Annotated in this window: 2 protein-coding genes; both read right to left on the minus strand. The window is 58.4% G+C overall.

The genetic code is table 11. The features are described 5' to 3' along the window. Window positions 1-490: 490 nt before the first annotated feature. Window positions 491-1,597, minus strand: a complete 1,107-nt coding sequence (locus QZ302_RS09585) for an LptF/LptG family permease (RefSeq protein WP_294594830.1) — start codon at window positions 1,595-1,597, stop codon at window positions 491-493. Then, window positions 1,594-2,724 carry a tRNA guanosine(34) transglycosylase Tgt gene (tgt, locus tag QZ302_RS09590; RefSeq protein ID WP_294594832.1) on the minus strand — a complete coding sequence of 377 codons (1,131 nt, stop codon included), beginning with the start codon at window positions 2,722-2,724 and terminating at the stop codon, window positions 1,594-1,596. The genes QZ302_RS09585 and tgt overlap by 4 nt, the downstream gene beginning before the upstream one ends. Between the last annotated feature and the right edge of the window lie 305 nt (window positions 2,725-3,029).

The raw sequence follows: 3,029 nt of genomic DNA on the forward strand, positions 1-3,029 counted from the left end.
TCATCTCGATTTTGCTGACGCAAAACGAGCGAAATCCCCATTTAGGCGGGCGGGCGACGGAGTTCGCGCGCCGTTCTTTGTTCGCGCGCCTGGGGAAATCTTGTCAAAACACGCAAGCGAGTCTTGACGATTTCCCTCTTAAGGCTACGGCGCGCGGTCGAGCTTCGAGCCGCCTGAAACTGCCCTGCGCGGGCGGCGGACGGCTAATAAGGCAAAGACAACCCTAACAAAACGCCCGATGGGCGCCCCGGCGGGACGGAGCGAAACTACGTTTCGCTTACTTGTTTACTTCGCCCTATTCTCTGTTCGCGCGCCTTGCGCGATTCATTCTATTTCGGCTCACCGCCGAAATAGTTGAATCGCTTCTTTAGAAGGATGCTGACGCATCCTAAAGCTGCCGACGGCCCAAATCCCTAAAACGCGCAGCACGGCGATCCAGTTCTTCGTTCCGCACCCCAACCCCATCAAAAAACAGGCCACGAAAAACCGCCTACTTCGGCGCCTGGCGGTAAAGGTAGACCCCGATCGCGGCATAAATCACGTTCGGAAGCCAAACGGCTATCACCGGAGGCAGCATCCCCCCTTTGGCAAACTCGCCCGTAAAACGCATCAACACGATATAGGTGAAACAGAGCGTGATCCCCACCCCGATATGCAGCCCCGTCCCGCCACGCACTTTGCGCGACGAAAGCGACACTCCGATCAAAGTCAACACGAACGTAGACAACGGATAAGCCCACCGCGAATAGGCCTCGATCTGGAAAATCGGCACCATGTCCGACCCTTTGGCCTGCTGCTGGCGGATGAAACGCCGCAAACGCACCGAGTTCATCGTCTGAACGAGGTTCTGCGTCCGCCCCAGCTCGGCAGCGATCAGGTTGATCGCCGTGTCCAACGGCGTGGTGTATTTCGTCAGTATCTCGCGCTCCCCCTCATAGTGCCGCGTGAAGTATTTCGAGGCTTTCCACCGCCCGGTCACGGTGTCGAACCGGACGTTCTGCGCTTCGAGCGTGCTGACGATATTCCCGCCGTCGTAACTCTCGATGGCGAAGTATTCGGCCACTTTGCTCTTGTCCTGAAACCCCCGGATGTAGACGAACGTCCCGGGTTCGAGCTGCCGGTAGATGTGAGGTTCGTAAGCCGATTTGTGTTTCCCCATGTACTTCGCCTCGAAAGCCAGCCGCCGGGCATTGGCCTCGGGAATCAGAAAGAGGTTCAGGCTCAGGCTCAGAACGGTGATCAGCAGGGCCGAGACGAAGTAAGGCCACATGAGCCGCCGAAAGCTCACGCCGCTCGACAGAATGGCGATGATTTCGGTGTCGTAGGCCATCTTCGAGGTGAAGAAGATGACGGCGATAAAGGTAAAAAGCCCGCTGAACTGGTTGACGAAGTAGGGGATGAAATTGACGTAGTAGTCGAGCAGGATAGCCGACACCGGGGCATGCCCCTCCAGGAAGTCGTCGATCTTCTCGGCCGCGTCGAAAATCACGACGATCATGATGATCAGCCCGATAGCAAAGAGATATGTCCCCAGAAACCGGCGCATGATGTACCGGTCGATGATTTGCAGTTTGAGTTTCTTGAGTAGTCGTATCATAGCCTCCGGCCCAGTTTTTCGACCATTTCGGCCTTCCATGCGGCAAAATCGCCCACCACGATCCGCTGCCGTGCCTCGCCCACGAGCCACAGATAAAAGCCCAGATTGTGCAGCGACGCGATCTGTGCGGCCATCATCTCGCCGGCGACGGTCAGGTGGCGCAGATAAGCCTTCGTATAAGCCGTGTCCACGAAGGTGTGCCCCATCGGATCGATGGGCGAGAAATCCTCGGCCCACTTTTGGTTACGGATATTAATGATCCCTTCGGAGGTGAAGAGCATCCCGTTGCGCCCGTTGCGCGTCGGCATCACGCAGTCGAACATGTCCACGCCCCGTTCGATCGCCTCCAAAATATTGATCGGCGTCCCCACGCCCATCAGGTACCTCGGCCGGTCGGAGGGGAGGATTTCGTTCACGACCTCGATCATCTCGTACATCACCGGCGCGGGTTCCCCCACCGCCAGCCCGCCGATGGCATAGCCGTCGGCGTCGAACTGCCGGACGAACTCGGCCGATTTCCGACGCAGGTCGGCATAGGTGCATCCCTGCACGATCGGAAAGAGGGACTGGTGGTAGCCGTACGGGCAATCGGTCTTGACGTATTGCGCAAAACAGCGTTCGAGCCACCGTGCCGTCCGGTCCCACGATTTCGAGGCGTAGTCGTACTCCGCCGTCCCCGGCGGACACTCGTCGAAGGCCATCATGATATCGGCTCCGATCAGACGCTGGGTGTCGATCACGTTCTCGGGCGTAAACAGATGCCGCGAGCCGTCGATATGGGACTGGAAGCGGCACCCCTCTTCGGTCAGTTTCCGGATGCCGGTGAGCGAGAAGACCTGGAATCCGCCGCTGTCGGTCAGAATGGGGCCGTCCCACCCCGCGAACCGATGCAGACCGCCGGCTTTATATAAGGTGTCGGTTCCGGGCCGCAGGTAGAGGTGGTAGGTATTTCCGAGGATGATCCGGGCGCGGACTTCGTCGCGGAGGTCGCGGTGGAAGACGCCTTTGACGCTGCCGACGGTGCCGACGGGCATGAAAATCGGGGTGGGTATCTCGCCGTGGTCGGTGCGGAGCATGCCGGCTCGGGCCCGGGAGTTGGGGTCGGTATGTTGGAGGGTGAAACGCATGGTGTCTTTCTAAACGCAAATGTAGGGCTTTTATTCTTTCGGCCCCGGTACGGAGGCGAAATTTCCCGACGCTGGCGCTAAATTGACAAGTCGACCGCAGGGGCCGGTTGTTTGGGGTAGCCGTCGGGCAGAGGCTGCCTTGTATTTAGGGTAAATCCGGCCATCTTTCGAGTGTTTCGCGTCCCTGTTTATTCCGAGAGGCAACGCAACTGAAGACCCAGGCCACGGAAGTACGCGTAGCCGGGATAGAGGTATGGTGGATCGAAAGCCAAAAATATACTGTGAATGCTATTGGTTGCAACAGA

It is taken from the genome of uncultured Rikenella sp. (genome assembly GCF_910579375.1).
Lineage (GTDB): Bacteria > Bacteroidota > Bacteroidia > Bacteroidales > Rikenellaceae > Rikenella.